Origin of the sequence: Flavobacterium xinjiangense (assembly GCF_900142885.1) — a bacterium.
GTDB classification, from domain to species: domain Bacteria; phylum Bacteroidota; class Bacteroidia; order Flavobacteriales; family Flavobacteriaceae; genus Flavobacterium; species Flavobacterium xinjiangense.
In genome coordinates, this window is sequence record NZ_FRCL01000017.1 from 22,328 (window position 1) to 41,472 (window position 19,145).

At 41.0% G+C, this 19,145-nt stretch carries 6 protein-coding genes; 1 reads left to right on the forward strand and 5 read right to left on the reverse strand.

Annotated elements, in window-relative coordinates:
- Positions 1-832: 832 nt before the first annotated feature.
- On the forward strand, positions 833-4,906 hold the full coding sequence (locus BUC23_RS15650) for a T9SS type B sorting domain-containing protein (RefSeq protein WP_084538377.1): 4,074 nt from the start codon (positions 833-835) through the stop codon (positions 4,904-4,906).
- 256 nt (positions 4,907-5,162) lie between these two features.
- Here BUC23_RS15650 and BUC23_RS15655 read toward each other — a convergent pair whose 3' ends face one another.
- The 5 genes from BUC23_RS15655 to BUC23_RS15675 all read right to left on the reverse strand — a co-directional run.
- Positions 5,163-6,065: a PorP/SprF family type IX secretion system membrane protein gene (locus BUC23_RS15655; RefSeq protein WP_167365592.1), complete on the reverse strand. Its 903-nt coding sequence runs from the start codon at positions 6,063-6,065 to the stop codon at positions 5,163-5,165.
- An 18-nt stretch (positions 6,066-6,083) separates the two neighbouring features.
- Positions 6,084-6,842: a T9SS type B sorting domain-containing protein gene (locus tag BUC23_RS15660; protein ID WP_167365593.1), complete on the reverse strand. Its 759-nt coding sequence runs from the start codon at positions 6,840-6,842 to the stop codon at positions 6,084-6,086.
- Positions 6,843-6,977: 135 nt separating this feature from the next.
- Positions 6,978-8,324: a TlpA family protein disulfide reductase gene (locus BUC23_RS15665; RefSeq protein WP_208609331.1), complete on the reverse strand. Its 1,347-nt coding sequence runs from the start codon at positions 8,322-8,324 to the stop codon at positions 6,978-6,980.
- A gap of 168 nt (positions 8,325-8,492) precedes the next feature.
- Positions 8,493-18,206, reverse strand: coding sequence for a beta strand repeat-containing protein (locus BUC23_RS15670; protein WP_139259919.1), 9,714 nt, complete (start codon positions 18,204-18,206; stop codon positions 8,493-8,495).
- Between the two features lie 158 nt (positions 18,207-18,364).
- Positions 18,365-19,145, reverse strand: a 781-nt coding sequence (locus tag BUC23_RS15675) for a tail fiber domain-containing protein (RefSeq protein WP_167365594.1), incomplete at its 5' end; no start/stop codon positions are given.

The window sequence follows — 19,145 nt, forward strand, 5'->3', positions numbered from 1 at the left end:
TTTTCCATTTTACTAGGAATGAATATTCTTAACTATATTACTAATATATTTACAGAACTTTTTACTAATTACCTCCTATCGCTTTCCGCTTTGGGATTAGGAACTATTTTTTATCCTTTTGATTTAAAATTTAAAAACAAAGCTGATTATATCTTTCCTAGTCTTTTAGGTTATACAATTTTTAGCATTGCGAATTTATTTTTATTTCAAGATTTCTCAATTAAAATAAATTATATAAATATTCTTGCTGGAATTTTTGGTGTTTTACTATTGTTTGCCCGCAAAAAAAAATACTTTTTTTCTGATCAATAATGTCGAGCTGAAAATCAGATTCAATTTCAAAATTGGTATTGTGACTAAAAATCTAAATATTTCAACGAAAAATTAAATTCTGATATTAACTGGTAAACCTTCCAAAAAATATGTCTAATAAATATAACAAATAAAACAACATGCTTAATTGTAGCCGCTGTGCAATTCCTATACCTAGTAATCACGAATATATAAGACAAGACCTCCAAGAATGTGGAAGCCTTTTAAAGACATTTAAGACAACTATATTGGGACGAAAAAAAGAATGTAAAAAACTGCATTTTTGTCAAAACTGTGCAGGAAAAATTGATAGAATAAACAGCGATATAGAAATGTTTGCACCAGTTGTATTTTTAATTTGTATAGTATTAATAGCAGTTCTAGCTTACAGAGTATATCAGTTTTTGACATAAAATTCTAAAAAAATATTTACCATAATCTAATTTAGAATTAATGATTCAACAAAATTAGAAGTTGTTGATATTTAAAAAAAAAGACCCTTTTATTCTGTAAATCATTTATGAAAAATCTCTTTATTTTATTTTTACTAATGTTTTATTCTTGCTCCTTTTCCCAAGGAATTGTTGTTGACACCACCACTTTAAGTATACCGCAGCTGATTCAAGACGAATTGATGCAAAACTCTTGTTCAACCTTAACCAATTTTCTATTCTCATCACATAAAGGCATCGGGAAATTTATCAATACAAATGCAAATTTCCCCATATCAAATGGTATCATTATTCGAAATGGTATTGCAAAATATACAGAAGGGAATTATACCGGAATTGACGAAAGTAGCCAGTTAACTACTCTTGGAGACATTGACATTCAATACATAAGTGATAAAAATGGACAGATTGCTCCAATAAGCGATGTTGCTTTTATTCAATTTGATTTCACTCCTTCATCTAGCAATTTTAGTTTTGATTTTATATTTGCTTCCAATGAATATGGGCAATACCAATGTGGATTCAGTGATGTTTTTACTTTTTTGTTGACTGATTTAACATCTGGTAATACCACTAATCTGGGTGTAATTCCAGAAACCACTATTCCTGTTTCTGTCAAAAATATTAGAAATAATGCCTATAACCCCTCTTGTTTATCAGCTAATTCAAATTTATTTTCACGTTATAATGTAGCAAACCCCACCGCATCCGCCATAAATATGCGTGGTGAAACTGCATTGTTAAAGGCATCCTCAACTGTTGTTCCCAATCGAACCTATCGCATGAAATTAGCAATCGGCGACTATTATGATAGTAACTTAGATTCCGCCGTCTTTATTAAAGGAGGAAGCTTTACCACTACAACCCACCTAGGTCCTGACCAAATGATATGTGAAGGTGAAACAATTCTTCTTGATAGTGGACTGGGGAGTGCATATAATTTTTCTTGGACATTAAACGGAGTAAATATTCCTAGCGCCACTGGTCCTAATTTAAAAGCAACTCAAAAAGGAACTTACGGAATCACGGCAACACTTCCTGCTTCGGGATGCACAATTATTGATGAAATTACTCTTTCTGATTTTAAAATTAAAAACCCTACTAATTTACACACCTGCTACTCTTCCCTACCCTACCATCAATATGATTTAACACAAAATAATATTGTTTCATTAGGTTTAAATCCTACTGATTTTACTCTAATGTATTTTGCCTCTCTCGTAGATGCAAATGCAAACGAACCTGTAATTCCAGCCTCACAAATACCATCTTATTCGAGTTTGGTAAACAAATCCATTTATGTTAAAGTAGTACATAATTCAAATAGAAATGCCATTTGTAACAAAATACTATCTTTTGATCTTCTGATGAACGAACCTATTAAAGCAACAACCCCGCCAGATATGAATCTTTGTAGCAATGATTCTGCAATGATATTGACCGATTTAACCGTTCAAAATGCAACAATCCTTAATGGGCAGAATGCCGCCGGATATGCTATTTCTTATTTTACCTCTCAAACTGACGCTGAAAATAATATAAATCCAATACTAAATCCAAATGCTTTTAAAACGACCATTTTAAATTCTCCTCAAACAATTTGGGTTAGAATGGTGAATGTTTCTCAGTCTACTTGCTTTGATATCATCAATTTTAATCTCATCGTTTCACTTCTACCTCCAATAGATAGTATTCCAGATGTGACCGAATGCAGTAGTTATATTCTGCCTCCAATTACAAACGGAAATTACTACACTGGTCCAAATAAAACCGGACTTTTATTACATGCTGGCGACGTAATACATAATAGCGGAACCTATTATATTTTTAATGGTCCAATTACACCTGACGGCTGTACGAATCAAAATTCTTTCGCGGTAACTTTTATTAAAGAGATTAGTTTTCCAACCACTTCCTGCGGTCAATACACAGTACTTGCACCAGCTTTTGGAAATTTCTTTACCGGACCAAGCGGAAGAGGTACACTAATTGCCGCCGAAACTATTTTTACTACAAACCAGACCATATATTACTATGCTGCTATCAATGGAATTGTATGTAGAGATGAAGCTCTTGTAATTACGATTTTCCCATTACCACCGGTAGACAACCCAAGCAATATTATTACTTGTAATTCGTATCAGCTGCCATCTTTGACCAACGGAAATTACTATACCGGGTCCGACGGTACTGGCACTCCTTTGAAAGAAGGAACTGTGCTTACCACCAGCCAAAATGTGTACGTATTTATAAATGATGGACGTTGTACAAATCAGAATATGTTTAGGGTGAATATTATTGACACTTCCATATACCAGCCCATTTCTTCATGTGGAAGCTATACCTTGCCAAATGTTCCTTTTGGGAATTATTACAATCAGCCGTTAGGGGCAGGAGATATAATTCCAGCCAAAACTACAATTACGAGTTCACAAACCGTATATTATTACGCAAAGACATCAACTACTCCCAATTGTACCAATAATTTAAATTATCAAATTACAATAAAACCGCTACCAACTATATCTAACTTAAGCGACGAAATTAGATGCAAAAAAGATTATTTTATATTACCTCATCTATCAAAGGGGAATTATTATGATCAACCAAATGGGCTTGGAAAATCATTAAAAGAAGGAGATCCAATTCTCTTATCCGGAACTTATTACATCCATGATGTCAACGATTTTGGATGCCCTATAGAGGATAGTTTTACCATCACCTATAGAAATAGTCCTCCTGTTGAAAGCTTTACTGATGTTTTTACCTGCACTGGTTTTAAACTTCCTCCCTTACTTAACGGAAAATATTATACTGCTTCTGGGGGACCCAACGGTTCTGGTACTGTTATAAAAACTGGAACTATTATTACGGCCTCGCAAACAATTTACATCTACAATCAGTGGGATGATTTTAGCACTTGCGGTGACGAAACGTTCTTTGGAGTAGATGCCAAGGGGCTTGAGGTCGGTACTTTTGAAGATGTGACCAGTTGTGACAGCTACACATTACCGGTATTAGCTGTCGGCAATTATTATTCTCAGCCTAATGGTCAAGGCGCTATTATTCTCGCAGGATCGACCTTAACCACCTCTCAAACTATTTACGTTCATGCAAGCATAGGTACCCGATTAAGTTGTTCGGATGACACTGATTTTACAGTTACTATTTCTACAACACCTATTTTAACCAAACAGAAAGACATTGAAGCCTGTGACAGCTATACCCTTCCGCCGTTGGTACTGGGCAACTATTTTTCTGGATCCAATGGAACTGGCACAAGATATGTTGCTGGTCAAAAAATAATAAAAAGTCAGTTAATGTATATCTATGCGTCATCAAAATCCAATGCAAGTTGCTCTACTGAAGAAAAGTTTAACATTACAATCTATCCACTAAAAGATCTTAAAATTGATGGCGGAGTAATTTGTGTCGATTTCTCAACGGGTGCGTTACTGAATCCTTTTGAAATAACAACAGGTCTTAATCCCGAAATCTTCACTGCAGAATGGTCCTTAAATGGAGTACTAATGGGTACAGGAGTTAATTATAGTGCCACAGAAGAAGGAAACTATCTAGTAACCATTCTAAAAAAAACTAATGATATAGGAAACGACTGTAATTACAAACCAACAACGGTCCTTGTTGAAAAATCTAGCCTGCCCATTGCAAATGCTGAAGTTACAGCTCCATTTGAAGACAGCATCGACATTATCATAACTATTACAAATGGTTTTGGATCTTATGAGTACCAATTAGAAAATGGCTCTTTTCAAACTGACAATGTATTTCATGATGTCCCTTCGGGAGTACATAATATTACCATTAATGATACAAAAGGTAACTGCGGTACTATTACATTAAGTGCTAAAGTATTGAAATATCCAAAATATTTCACTCCAAATGCAGACGGTAATAATGATTTTTGGAATATTTGGGATATAACAAATCAACCTGACGCGGTTATTTACCTCTATGATCGTTACGGAAAATTAATTAAACAATTCAGCCCTGCCAGTTCTGGTTGGGACGGAACTGACAATGGACATCCCCTTCCAGCATCCGATTATTGGTTTCAAGTCTTTTATAAATATCATGGGGTTGACCAGGAATTCAAAGCACATTTTAGTATGAAACGATAATTATAAATAAACCACATGAAAAGTAAATTGATAAGATATTGAACCATCGAAATCTATCATTAAAAAAAGAACTAAGGCTTTTATAGTTCATTTCTTTAAGTTAAAACAGGTATGAATTTAATTTTCTTCAAATAAATATTTATACCTGTTCCTTACATGTGTTTACTTGTCATTTTCAAATAAAATCGCAACGTTTTACCCCTTTATTTTATATAAAAATTAGATTTTCCTCTATTTCTTTGCTTCTTAACTTTTACTATTTTAAAAGGTTTATCTTTAAATTGATCTCAAAATCTCCTCCAAAATTTTCTCTATTATTGGTTTGCTGGCTGGTATAAAAGAACTGGACAAAGAACTTGTCATAGTTCAATCCCAGACCAAGGGTCGCGCTATTGTCACTATGGTACATCGCCATAAAAGAAAGCATATCTCTTTTTAACTTCACATTGGAGCCAATATCTACAATATTGTCAACGCCTTTAGCTCCTCTAACACTAATTTTTGGCTCAATGGATAAAGCATCCAGGTCGGTCCCTATTTTATACGATACTGCCGTTAAGTAAATAAATCCATTTATCGTGTTTTGCTCGTTCTTATGAAAAAACAATCTTCCTAAGTTTGGTAATGTCGCCTGAAGGGTAAGTCTCTCTGTGGTATAGACAATCCCAAAATCGCCATCTAAATAGCTTTTTCGCTGATTAAACTGGTCTACCAGCACATCACCGGATTCTGCAATTACGTTTGAATCATCCAGGTTTTGATGCATAACTGCCAAAGACAGGCCAAAATGCAAATCTCTCCTATCGCCGTATAGTGGCAAATGATAAGCGTAGGTACCCTTTATTTGGGTTTTCCCTAGCAAACCAGCCTCATCCTTATAAATATTGAGGCCAACCCCCACACTTTTAAAACGATAATCTCCGCTTATGGACATAGTAACCGGAGAGCCGGCAATAGACCTCCATTGATTGCGGTAGTTTAGATTCAAATTAAGTCCATACTCCATACCGGCAAAAGCTGGATTACTGAGGTACTGATTTTCATAAAACTGAGCACCTAATGGTCTGCTACTTTGCGCGGAACCCTTTTGCATGCCTATTATTGTACAAATTAAACTAACGAATGTCATCAGTCCCTTTTCAACTCTATTTTTTATCATAATTACTTATTTATTCCTTTATTCTTTTACTATGGACACAAATCCACTCTTTTTTGATTTACCTGAATCAATTGATAGGATATAGTAATAGGTACCCTCCGGCAGGGGGTTACCATTAGACATTCCGTTCCACGAATTATCATACCCATTCATCGTAAAAACCTCACGACCATCCCGATCGAAGATATACAACTCATTATTGGGGTACTGCTGCATGTTTTTTACAATCCAGAAGTCATTTATCCCATCTCCATTAGGCGTTATTAAATTATTGGCTTCCAGGTCCGTATAAGGGGACGTAAGGGATGACTCCATCGATACAGCGGTTAAAATCGACAAATTAATCGCACTCCCAAAGAGCTGGCTTATATAGGTCTTGTCGGGCTTGACACTAGTTCCTTTGACAAGTTCAAAATCCTTGTAGTTATTGCTGACCGCTTTTGTATAAGCCAACACTAAATTCTTTTCGTCATTATCATTTAACGCTACATCCTTATAATTGAAACCCAGCTCACCTGCAAAGGTCATTGGTCTACTGAACTGATACATGAGCTGAATACTGCTGAGTTTTGGCCAAATGACTGCCCTATCCTGCATGGTAATCCCCTGATTATTCATTTCCACATTATGGGAAGGAATCAGGGTCAGCCCTTCAGTATAAAACAGGGTCTCTTTTTTGATAAAAATACCTTCCGACTCAATGGCCAGCTGTGCCCTTATGGAGGGAGATAGCAAAAAGGAGATTCCCATAAAAATCGACGCTACTATTTTCTTCATTTTTCCCATTATTATTGTTATAATTTTTAAAATATTCAGCCTACTTATTTGTCTAAAAACAATCAAAAAAAACGAGCCATTTCGACTGAATTTACTTTCTTTTTTTAAACCCTGGTTTTTAGCAAACGGAACTAATCAATGCTGACTATTGGTCCATAAAAAAAGATGCAACTGTTGCTCCGTCTCGGGCAGAGCCACAATTGTATTGGTTTTTGCCTCTACAAGAATCATTGTGGGTGTAGCCAATACAAAGTATGCGGTAGCTTCTAGACTCCGGACTCCCTGTTCTGCTCTTTTATGTTTGAAAGCAGAAAGCATAGTCATCTCTCGTTCCCATATTGGGATTTCAGTCTCCGTTTCGTCCAGACTAATCGCAAAAACATCCATCAACTTCCTGTTAGCCAATTCCAGATACCAGGGATAAAATTTCTCCATCATCTCCTTGCAATGCGGACAGTCGGCTGACCAAAACAGCAGTAGTTTATATTTCGCTTCCGTTTTATATTCATGGAATCCTATCGTCTCACCCGAGTCCAGTTTCCAGGGAAAATCAGGCGCAATAGAACCCACCACTAACGTTTCCATTCCTTTCAATCTTTCCTCTATGGCTGTTCTTTTGTTGGTCAGGCAAAGCAGATCATTCAGGTAAGGCTCGAGCATTTTTATGCCCGCACTTATGTTAAAACTCTCATAGCCGTTGTAGAAATAGTCTACCATCCAGCCATATACCAAAGGATGTCCCAACCGGGCTTTCTCTATCGCCCGCTTTCCTGCCAGTGTGAATAATGAATCCCGAAGCTCCGTTGTGGGACACATTGTTCCATAAAGATTTATATATTTATTCATCCAATCTTTGATATCGGTGCTTTTGATGATTAATGGGTTTTTAAAATCCATCGCGTCAAAATAGTTAGCAATGGCATTGTTTGTCCTATCCCGCTCAGTACCTTTCCACATCATCGGGGGAAGGTGCTGGAATACAAACCCATTGCTTACAAAAGCTAATTGGTGCTGATTCGTCTCTGTGGCTATCCATTTGTTATAAACCAAACGCTTCTTTTCGTACTCTTCCGTGGCCAACATAAAGAATTTTGATTCCTGCTGGTCGTAGTTCATCAGAAAATCCTGCAACAACCCCAATTGCGCTCTTCTCTTTCCATTGTCTGCCGAAAAACGGGCAAACAAGGTGTTTTCTATTTCACTCTTTTGAAAATAGGTGCTGTCTGGCTCATTCAAGGCTTTGGGTCGTGCCCAAAGTTCCAAGTCTTGCTTGTCCATAAAAATGTGTTTTTCGGCAGGATAAGAATCGCCACCTTCCTTTTCCTGATAGTCAAACCGCACTACAAACTCCGCCGGAAGCATATTTCCTGCAACTTTGAGTACGGCCGTTTCTCCTTTGTTTATTCCGGGATTTTCGGCAATGGTTTTCATCGACGATCCTGCAACAGACAGTATTTTAATTTTACTTTGGGAAACCCCCATCAGATGTATTTTTAAACTGACATCTTGTATCTGTCCTGTCATAGGCATGGCAAGCAGCCATAAAATTGCAATACAGCAAAGCCGTACGTCATTTATAAATGATGATTTTGTCCGTTCTTTATTCATTAGTATTTTTATTCAATTTTGTCATTTAACTATTACTTATTGTTACTTCACACAACGTACAGAAAGACCTAATCTTTTATCGGCGTTAGTTAATACACCAGAGCTCATACTATTTGCATTGTAATAACTGGAAGTGCTGGCGGTACTATTAACACCACCTACCCAGTATGATCCTGCTGCACCAGCACTTACTCCACGCTGGATCAGTGCACCAGCAGGGGCTGACAGCATTCCTCCATGGTGTAGCTTCAGCGGGGACGCGAACGTATCCGCACTTGTGACCCAGTTCTGGGGTGCCCCATCAGCAGTGGTAAATTCACTTGAAGAAGCAATTCGCCAAGGGGTACCAAGCATATAAACGCATGGATCAACGGTATAGGTACTAGTACCAGTACCGGCAATAGTAACCCAGCCGGTACTAGGCGTACGGATTGTCCCGTCATGCATATAACCGCTCGCTCCAGAAAACTGCCAATACCAGCCTGCCGCGGCTTCTGACGCATCAGTAGCCGAGTCGGCCTCGCGGTCGGCTCCAAGGTTTTGCGTAATCCAGCATTGTGGTGTACCAGTATAATTTACTGACACTGTTTTATACGTTACTGTTTTTGTCACCGGAGCCTTGTTAGTCCCTGTCCCTGCTATATGGGTAATGGTAAGGGGCGCACATAATTTGAATTTGGCTGATACAGAACTATATCCCGTACCCGCAGTATTGGTAGCATACGCCCGTACATAATATAATGTGCCTTCAAACCCACCAGCAATCGTGGTTGCGATATCTACCACACCTGCCCCACTGTCTAGCACGGCGTTGGCTATGGTTGGGTTAGACGTCGTACCCCACACCAGACCATGACTCGATATAGCTCCCCCCGCTGCGGTTATCGTTGCTGAACCGTTTACAGAAGTAGTGGTCTGGTTTGAAAGTGTCACAGGACCCACGAGAGGAAGTACCGCCAAGGTGGTAAAAGTTAATTCATCGCCATAGGTCGTGCCTGAACTATTAGTAGCGTAGGCCCTGTAATAATACGTGGTTCCGGATGCTAATGCGCTGATCGCACTATTGTATACACCCAGCCCGGAACTATTGGTTGTTTTAGTTCCCAGTATCGTTGGGCCAGTCGTTGTACCATAGCAAACTCCTCGAGCAGTTACTGCCGAACCTCCGATACTGGTAACGTTGCTCCCCACACAAGTTGCCGTGGTACTCGCAATGGGAGTAACACTAGTGGCAGTACTCACACTCGCAGTTGCTGGAGTGCTAAAAGTCACGTTGCCACCGTAACTGGTACCCATACTGTTTGTGGCGTACGCCCGCACATAATAGAGCGTTCCCTTTGTTAAGCCGGACAGGTTACTGGCAAAAGTACCGGTAGTGAGGGGACCATCGGTCGTTTTGGTAGACAGGGCAACAGTCGGATCCGTTGCTGTACTCCAGCAAATTCCACTAGCCAGTATCGATACTCCTGTTCCTCCGGTGTTACTGATTGTTCCACCACTTGTGGCAGTAACTTCCGTAATGGCAGTAACTACTGAGTTAGTACCTACTGAAGGCAGTTTGCTAGTGGTAAATGTAGCATAGGTTGCACTGTGAGCCGTTCCTATTGCGTTGGTACCAAAAGCCCAAACATAATACACTGTTCCAGACAAGAGGCTGCTAAGGGTTCCTGAAATTGACGTTCCGCTGGCTGAGACAGAAAAGCTGTTACTTCCTGTTCTAGCCGGATATGCAGAAGTAGTATTCCAGATCAGGCCCATATCAGTCATTGTTGCCCCACCGTCAGCGGTCAGGGTAGCGCTTCCTACTGCGGTGTTCATTAGAACAGAAGATATTGACACATTGCCAAGCGTAGGAGCTACCGCCAATGTGGTAAAGCTTGATTCACTACCATAAGCCGTGCCCGCAGCATTGGTCGCGTAAGCCCTGAAATAATAAGTCGTAGCTGCTGTTAAGGAGGTGAGAGTGATTGTGAATGAACCGGTACCTATACCACTACTAATTTTGGATCCCAGAATGGTTGGGGTATGTGTCGTACTCCAGCAAACTCCGCGAGAAGTTACGGATGCGCCTCCGTCGCTAGCGACACTGCCTGAGCAACTGGCCGTGCCTGCCGTAACGGAAGTAGCAGCTGAAGTAGTGGTTACACTTGGGGTATCAACAGTCGAAAAACTCTGCTGGTTACCGTAACTGGTACCCATAGCGGTTATGGCATATGCCCGCACATAATATAAGGTTCCTTTTGTTAAGCCTGAAAGCGTACTTCCAAATGTACCGCTGCCGAGGCCGTCGCTCGTTTTGGTCGGCAGTCCAACAGTTGGATTTGGTGCTGTATTCCAGCAAACGCCCCTATCCAAAACGGACACTCCTACTCCTCCGCTATTAGTGATCGTGCCGCCGCCAATCGCTGAAGTACCCGTAATTGTATTAGGATTCGTGGTCGTAAGGGTGGCCAGATCTAGCGTGGTAAAAGTCTTAGGAGATACACTATAGCCCGTTCCCACTTTATTGGTCCCAAATGCCCAAACATAATACACACTACCAGGCAAGAGACTAGTAAGTGTACCTGAAATTGCCGTGCCCACAGATCCGACAGAAAGGCTGTTACTCGGTGTTGCAATAGGAATCGTAGCTGTTGTATTCCAGATTAGACCAAGATCGGTGATTGCTGCTCCACCATCAGAGTCAAGACTAGCGGTTCCTATCGCACTTGTCAACTGGATAGTAGAAATTGTCACATTGCTCAAGCTAGGACTTAATGCCAATGTTTTAAAGACCACTTCATCTCCATAACTGGTACCCATAATATTGGTGGCATAAGCCCGCAGAAAGTAAGAAGTACTAGGATTTAAACCGGAGAAAAAGTCGTTAAATGGGCCTGCTTCTGCGGCCCCATTTAGAATTTTGGTTGACAGGGCTATAGTTGGCAAACTGATGGTATTCCATACAAATCCTCTTGTGAGTATTGGCGTGCCCCCATCATCAACTATATCTCCGTGCCCATTGGCCGAATATTCGGCAATATCGGTAACGGTAGTTGCCGATAAGACCGGGAGCGTTACCGCGCCTGTTTTAAATACCATCTCGCTACCATAAGTAATACCAACTATATTAGTCGCATAGGCTCGTACATAGTAAGTCGTATTTGGCAATAAACCCATAAGATCCAAGCTAAAAACACCAGTACCCAATATCCCTTTATCAACTGTTTTAGTGCTCAATGCAACAGTCGGGTTAGTGTAAGTATCCCATACAATTCCACGGCTGAGTATCGGGGTACGTCCATCATCGGTAATCCACCCTCCACTCGTAGCTATAGAGGCCTTGATGCTTGTAGCCGGCGTTGTAGCCGTTAAAGTAGGTGCGGCAAGAGTGATAAAAGATTCTTCAAAGCCATAAGCAACCCCAATTCCATTTTTGGCATAAGCCCTCACATAATACAGTGTATTTGGCAATAGGCCCGTCATTAGGCTGGTAAAACTTCCGTCTCCCAAATCAGCATCACTGGTTTTAGTTATTAATGTGATGGTTGGATTCTGTCTGGTACTCCAGCATATCCCGCGTTGGACTACTTCGGCTCCACCATCGCTGGTTATCAGCCCGCCGCAAACTGCAGTTGTCGCTGTAATCAAAGGCACTTTATTGGTTTCCAAAATCGGTGAAGTCGCAAATATGACAACGGTGAGTTGATTACCATAGGCAGTTCCTGCACTATTGGTTGCATAGGCACGTACATAATACGTGATGCTCTTCACTAAATCCTTAAGCTCACTTATGAAGCCGCCTACACCTGATCCGTCTGTTGTTCTGTTCAGGATAATAGTATCTGGATCAAAGTTTTCGTCACTGCTCCAAACAATACCACGGGCAGTAATCGGTGCACCTCCGGTAGAACTGATAAGTCCCCCGCTATTTGCTGTGGTACTGGAGGTGACTTCAGGATCGACCGTAGTTAAACTGGCTCGAATCGGATTGGTGACAAACGAAACCTCATTTCCATAAGAAGTCCCTATTTTGTTGGTGGCATAGGCCCGCACATAATACATGGTACCAGGTAATAAGTCCTTCAGATTGCTGGTAAAGAACTCTGCTCCCGAATCTACTGTTCTAGTTGTGAATCCTACAGTTGGATTATGGGTTGTACTCCAGCATACGCCTTGTACGATCACTGGTGCACCACCATCGGAAAGGACTAGACCTCCACTTACTGCAGTGGTTCCAGTGTTTTCAGTAATACTATATGTGAATAAAGTGGGGGTACTTTGCGTCGTAAAGCTAAGCTCATCCCCATAGGCCGTCCCTTTTACATTTGTGGCATAGCTGCGTACATAATAAGTGGTACCTCTATTGAGTCCGGTAATTGCGCTGGTAAAAACACCAGTCCCTCCCCCAATCTGTACGGTTTTATTCACTGTTACTGTAATGGGATCAAAATCAGATACAGTGCTCCATAGTACCCCACGGCTATCAACAGCTACACCGCCTTCATCAGCGATATTTCCACCACTATCTGCGGTTGTGTCAGTAATATTGATTGGAACAACAGTAGTTAATACAGCTCGGGTAGGTGGATACGTAAAAAAACTAACCAGTTGCCCAAAAGAAATACCTGCGGCAGTAATCGCGTAAGCCCGTACATAATACCTCGTATCGGGTGCAAGGTCTTTGAGCTCACTATCAAAACTTCCGATACCCGTACCGTCATCGGTTTGATCCGCTGATAAAATATCAGGAATAAACCCAGCAGCAGTACTCCAGAATATCCCTCTTTTAAACACAGCTGAACCACCGGAATTACTTATTGTTCCTCCTATAACCGCTTTAGTATTGGTCACTATACCCGGTGAATTAGTCGTAATGGTGGCCATCGTTGGCGTGGTAAAGCTAATTTTATCCCCATAAGAGATTCCAGCGGTATTGACCGCATAGGCACACACATAGTAGGTAATACCCGGATTCAGGTTGATCAGTGTGCTGGCAAAAGTACCCGTTCCCGCTCCACTTTCCCTTGTTTTATTTATTAGTACTGTTGCAGGATCAAAATCAGGTAGCGTACTCCATATTACCCCGCGGATATGAGTGGTTTGCCCGCCTTCATCAGTAATATCCCCTCCACTATTAGCCGTTGAGCCAGTAATGTCGGTTGCCGCAATTGTAGTCAATGTTGCTAAGGTGGTTGTTGATGTCGTGAAACTAACCTGTCCTCCGTAAGAAATACCTGCAGTTGTAACTGCATACGCCTTTACATAATACGTTGTGTTTGAGGTGAGGTTTTTGAGATAGCTGTAAAAATTACTTGTGCCGGTACCGTCTTCGGTTTTGTCTGCTGATGCAATATCAGGAACAAAATCCTTAACTGTACTCCAGAAAACTCCTTTATTAAGCACACTTGATCCACCGGAATCCATTATCGTACCGCCCAAAACAGCCTTGGAACTAGTCACTAAATCAGCGGCATTAGTTACAATAGTTGCCATAACTGGAATGGGATCGGTTACGGAACTAGTAAAACTACGCTCATTCCCATAAGTCGTCCCTGCATTATTGGTAGCATAGGCACGTACATAATATATTGCACCCCGAATCAGTCCGGTAATCGCGCTGCTAAAAACCCCTTTTCCAGCTCCAATCTGTGCCGTTCTGTTCACTGTTTCTGCAACAGGATCAAAATTAGGCACGGTGCTCCATACTACCCCGCGAATATTAGTGGTCGCCCCTCCCTCGTCTGTGATATCTCCGCCACTTTTCACAGTTGTGCTGGTGATTTCAGTTGTCGAAACCGTGGTCAACCTGGCTTTGGTAGGTAGAGATGTGGTAAAACTGACCTGTCCTCCGTATGAAATACCTGTAATTGTAATCGCGTAAGCCCTTACATAATATGTTGTACTGGCTATGAGATCCTTCAGTACACTATCGAACTTGCCTATACCCGTACCTTCATTGGTTTGGTCGGCTGATGAAGCATCAGGGACAAAATCCTTGACAATACTCCAGAATACGCCTCTTTTAAGCACAGCTGAACCTCCGGAATTTGTTATAGTACCGCCCGTAACGGCAGTAGTAGCGGTCAGGAAACCCGGTAAATTGGTGGTAATAGTAGCCATCGTGGGAGTGGTGAAGGTAACCGCATTTCCATAAGAGGTACCCGCAACACTTACCGCATAGGCACGTACATAGTAGGTGGTACCCTTTGTTAACGTTTTCATGGAACTGACGAAAATTCCTTTCTCATAACCCGTCTCCGCTGTTCTATTTAGTACAACGGCAGCTGGATCGAAAAGAGGATCAATGCTCCAAACTATCCCCCTACTACTTACAACTGCACCTCCATTATTGGTAATATCCCCTCCACTGGTAGCCATTTCTCCTGTAATTTCACTTGCAGCTGCGGTCACAATGGTAACAAGCACTGGCGGCCGGGTTATAAAACTTATTTGGTTACCATAAGCGACACCAGCAGCATTAACAGCAAAAGAACGTACATAATACGTTGTTGAGCCCATCAGATCTTTAAGGTCTGCCATGAAATCACTGGAACCAGAACCCCCTTCACTAATACTATCGGCAATAGTTGGATTACTTGTGATACTCCAGCAGATTCCTTTTCTGCTAATAAAGGATCCACCATTTGCGATGATTTTGCCTCCGCTGGTTGCTGAAGTACTGGTAATCGAAGGACCAATAGGTACTATCGTAGTTAATACAGCCAGCAAGGCAGTTTTAAAAACAGCAACAGTACCAAATCTTGTACCAGATACATTAGACGCGTAGGCACACACATAATAAGTAGTCCCGGGAAGTAAATCACTTATGTCGCTAGTGAAATTACCCGTGGTTGGTAGCATTGTTTGCACGGTTTTTTGGCTTGTTGTCGTACTGGGGGTAAATCCTGAAACAGTACTCCAAACAATTCCGAATTCAGTAATAACTCCTCCGCCATCACTAATTACACGTCCGCCACCCAAGGCTGTGTTCCCTGTAATTTTGGTAGGATCAGCTGTTTCTATATCCGGAAGGGTTGGGGCTTTTGTCGTGAAATTTATTTCATTACCATACGCCGTACCTGCTCTATTGATAGCGTAGGCACGAACATAATAAGTAGTGCTTCCCATTAATCCATTGATATCGTTGATAAATTCCCCGATACCAATTCCCCCTGTTGTTTTCGTGGCTAATGTAGAAGTTGGATTGACCGATGTACTCCAGACTATTCCGCTGCTGGTTACTATATCTCCTCCATCACTATAAATATCGCCACCACTTACAGCGGCAGTAGCACTTATACTGCTGATCGCTACGGCTTTTGTGGTTAAAGAAGGTAACGTATATGTTTTGAAATGTATCATATTTCCATATACTACACCCGCACTATTGATGGCATAAGCGACAACATAGTACGTCTTCTTCGATACAAGCCCCATAATGGTGCAATTATACGTAGCGGTACCATCACTATTTTCTATTTTGTTAGGCGATAGTAAATTAGGGACAAAATCAGGTGTAAAACTCCAGATTATACCTCGGGAACTAATATCTGCACCACCATCTCCTGTAATGTTCCCGCCAGCTATGGCTGTAGCATCGGAGGTGTCAAGAACATCAGTTGTGGTGATTGTGGCCTTTTCAGGCGAAGCAGTTGCAAAATTAAGTATACTGCCATAACTTACTCCTACCGTATTAATGGCATAAGCCCTAATATAATAGGTCGTTCCTCCCTTTAAATCTTTTAGATTAATGATAAAATTACCATCCCCTGTTCCATTACCAATATGTGCCCCAGTAATCGAGGGAGTGCCGGTAAGACTCCAGCACAGTCCTCGTTCAGTTACCGACAAACCGCCATCAGTTGCAATATTCCCGCCACTGTTGGCAGTGGTATTGGTAATCAACGAAGCACTTGTAGTTGTCAAAACAGGCTGTTGTGGTGTTTTAAAACGCAGTTCATTACCATAGGCTATCCCATTACTATTGATCGCATAAGCCCTCACATAATAGGTAGTAGCCGGAGTTAATCCAGCAAAACTTTTGTAAAAAGTTCCGGTACCCTTTCCGCTTATATTCTCTTCTATTTTAGTGACTAAAGCAACTGTAGGATTTGGGCTCGTACTCCAGCAGATTCCCCGTTTGGTAATTAATGAAATCCCAGTACTGGTGATATCTCCGCCGCTGGAAGCCCGGGTACCGTCCATGCTTGGAAAAAAACCATCTTTATAGCTGGCAACATCATAATTGTAGGGTATAACGGTGGTTAAAGTAGGTAAAGAAGTGGTAATAAAACTTGACTCACTAGTATAGCTAATACCTATACTGTTCTTGGCGTAACCCCGAACAAAATAAGTTGTTCCCGTTACTAAACCAGTTATATTGCAAACAAATGAACCTATATCTGTGGGGCCAACGGCCGCCGAAGGACCATAAATAATATTTATCCGATCTGTACTCCAGCACATTCCCCGCTCGGTTACCACCTCACCCCCATTATCTATGATGGTAACTTCACTTACCGCCGAGGTATTTGTAATATCTTTAATTTTGATATTAGGTAAACTGAGCACCGGCGTGGTGGCGGGAGCTGTTACAAGTTCTAATAGATTACCGTAAGCCCGGCCTGCTTCATTGTCTGCATAGGCACGAACATAGTAATTTGTATTTCTAACCAGAGAAGTTATCTGGCTAGGAAAGGGACCAACCCCTGAACCATCTAAACTTTTGGTTGCTGGATTGCTTATAGGATCCCCTATGACGCTCCAGGTAATTCCACGGAGGTAGATTGCTCCTCCTCCATCGCTATTGATTATCCCCCCGCTATTGGCACTTATTAGAGATAAACTGGCATCAATCGGTATGGTAATGAGAGAGGCCAAGTCAGCCATAGCGGTCCTGAATGATACATCATCACTATACACAATCCCTGAGCTGTTCACCGCATAGGCACGCACATGATAAACCGTATCTGCCTTTAAACTGGCAATGGTGCTCGGAAAAAGTCCTATATCGGTTCCAAATACCGGATTACTTATTTTAGTGGCGAGTGTATTATCCGGATTAACATTTGTACTCCAGCAGATTCCCTGAAGGGTTACTCTCGATCCCCCGTTATTGATGATATTAACACCACTAAGAGCGGAAATACTGGAAATGGAAGTAAGTGGAATAAGCGAGATTACAGGCAAACAACTTATGTCTACCCATATTGCGCCGTTGTAATATCGGATGGCTTTTGAAACCGTATTGATGTAAATACCCCCCCTTCTTAACGGTATCGGATCACTTTTAAGAACAGGCAGTTTGGAAACTTTCAACCCGCTGTCAGTAGAAAAATCACTATACTCGATAAAATTAGCCTTACCGGCGATCGTAGCTACCGATCCCCAACTGTCCTTATCATGAAGCATCATAGCTCTTGCCGTTTTCGACAAGTAAACTGCACCAGATCTAATTATTCCTGCAGGTGCAGCACTTAAAGAAGGTAAAAATGGAATGCCGGTTTTTATTTCCAGATAATCATTAACCGGTGCTGTATCGATGTTACTGCTGCATAGTGTTTCCCAAGAAGATCCATTGTATATAAGCGGTTGATTCTCCGTAGTGCTGTATATAAGCATTCCGGATACAGGGGTACTAACAGAGGAAGGGTCAACTGCCGGAAGATAGGGGATACCACCAATGACCTGAAAATAATCTTGTGCCGCAACTGTACCAGTTCCGAAAAACAATAAGAAAAAAACAATCTTAAAAATAGCAAATAATGTCTTCAAAATAACGTGTGTCTTTTTGTTCAGAAACCCTTGTCTCTTACTCTTTTGATATTCTTCCAGTGAATTGTGTTGCTATTATGCTGATTACTCGATAAACTCTATTCGAAACCCATAATAAAAACCTCCCGTCAATTTTTGGAACCCTAATTTATATTAATTCATTTTTTTAATATGCTGTCGATTTGCTGCTGCTGATGATTCATCTGGGCTCTCAATGCATCAATTTCTTTTTGCTGCTCTTTTACCGCCTGGATAAGAATACCTGTAAGCTGGGTATAATCCACTTTTAAAAAACCATCTTTACCTTGTGTCACCATTTCAGGATAAACACTTTGCAATTCCTGCGCAATAACACCTACTTTTAATCCTGTAGCATATTTATGCTGATCCTTATACTCAAAACGTATCCCTCTGATCTGTTCTATTTTTTGCAATACGTTATCCAGAGTTTCAATATGGGTTTTTAACCTGCTGTCTGATGGGGTGTAGAAATTCCCATTCACAGTTACATCCTGCCCGAAACTTGCATCGCCCCGTGTAGCAAAACTTAATCCTTTACCGCTTTGTCCGTCATTATTTATGGAATTAACTGAAAGCTTAATATTCTGTGTTGCTGTGTGATTCCCCAGATTATCGGCACCGGAGGCTATACTACTTACCTTGGTATCCACATAGTTTTTTGTCGCTGCGTCTTGGTTCGCCGTTGGATCGGCAAGATTCACGATTTTTTTGCTTCCCAAATCAATATCCGCTGTTGCAGCAGCAAAACCGCTCAATGCGATCGTGTTCTTGGATGTTGAAACGGCAATGCCCGAAACATCACCCACATATAATTCTCCATTGGCCAATTTATTATCCATAGGTAACCAAACCGTTCCACTATATACATATAAGTGACTATCCCCCGTATTGTAATACATATCGCCAGCAACTGGACTA

Excerpts from the sequence above, each read along its gene's own strand:
- BUC23_RS15650 (WP_084538377.1), top strand. The coding sequence starts at position 833 with ATGAAAAATCTCTTTATTTTATTTTTACTAATGTTTTATTCTTGCTCC.
- BUC23_RS15655 (WP_167365592.1), bottom strand. The coding sequence starts at position 6,065 with ATGATAAAAAATAGAGTTGAAAAGGGACTGATGACATTCGTTAGTTTA.
- BUC23_RS15660 (WP_167365593.1), bottom strand. The coding sequence starts at position 6,842 with ATGAAGAAAATAGTAGCGTCGATTTTTATGGGAATCTCCTTTTTGCTA.
- BUC23_RS15665 (WP_208609331.1), bottom strand. The coding sequence starts at position 8,324 with ATGGGGGTTTCCCAAAGTAAAATTAAAATACTGTCTGTTGCAGGATCG.